At 28.4% G+C, this 924-nt stretch carries 1 protein-coding gene; it reads right to left on the reverse strand.

Going from position 1 to position 924, the window contains the following annotated elements:
- Positions 1 to 63: 63 nt before the first annotated feature.
- On the reverse strand, positions 64 to 369 hold the full coding sequence (locus A9G28_RS06455) for a hypothetical protein (protein WP_065580128.1): 306 nt from the start codon (positions 367 to 369) through the stop codon (positions 64 to 66).
- Between the last annotated feature and the right edge of the window lie 555 nt (positions 370 to 924).

Below are 924 nucleotides of genomic sequence, written 5' to 3' on the forward strand. Positions count from 1 at the left end.
AAGATACTAAGCAACACGACTCAACTTTTCTTTAACCTATATCAATTTATATAGTAATTATAATTAATTGAGAGAGCTAACATTTTTCTCTAATTCATTATAAAAAATATTAATGATATCTTCTTCTGATTCATTATAATTCATTAAATTAAGATTGAAATTATTATCTGGACTAAACATAGATTCATCGCACTTTGCAAGACCTCCTTTATAATTAGCTCGCATTCGATAGAGTTCCTTTCTATAGACGATGCCTTTAAATACGTTTTCTCTTCTATATATTTCTAATCGATATTCTATGGAATCTTCATCAGTATCTACCTCATATATCATCGTTTTTATTAATTCATATTTTTTTAATTCTGCCATTGGATTTTCCCATTATTTATTAATGCTATTAATTCTCTTTTACATCAATGTATATCTTACCCCAACCTTATTTTTTACTGAAGGAGGGGGATTTAATTTAAAATAATTATACAGAACAAATAAATATATATTAATTCTTAAAAAGAAACTTGCAATTGTAACTACCCTCTAAAATCGTACAGCCAAAAAGTAGAAAATTCTCTATGATAAAAGTAAAAGAGGATTCAATTATGAAAAAAAGGCTGAACATCAAATCGTATCTATTTTAAAAGAAGCTGAAGCAGGTATTCCTGTCAAGGAACTCTGTCGTAAATATGGCATGGGTAATTCAATTTTTTAATAATCTAGAACAAGCAAGAAAGATAACCAAAGAATGGCAACTATTTATGACACCGAAAGACCGCATGAGGCATTAAATAACATGACACCGATTGAGTATAAAACACTAAAACAGGTAGCTTAATTTTTCTACATGAGTTGTGTACTAAGTTTGGGGGTATTTACATTTACAATGCGTAAACAACATAGGAAAATCCAGCAGATGAAATCTTTTTA

Source organism: Gilliamella sp. Fer1-1, assembly GCF_001690825.1.
GTDB lineage: Bacteria > Pseudomonadota > Gammaproteobacteria > Enterobacterales > Orbaceae > Gilliamella > Gilliamella apicola_C.

What these genes read in the sequence shown, in the direction of transcription:
- A9G28_RS06455 (WP_065580128.1), bottom strand. Translation starts at nt 369, where the DNA reads ATGGCAGAATTAAAAAAATATGAATTAATAAAAACGATGATATATGAG.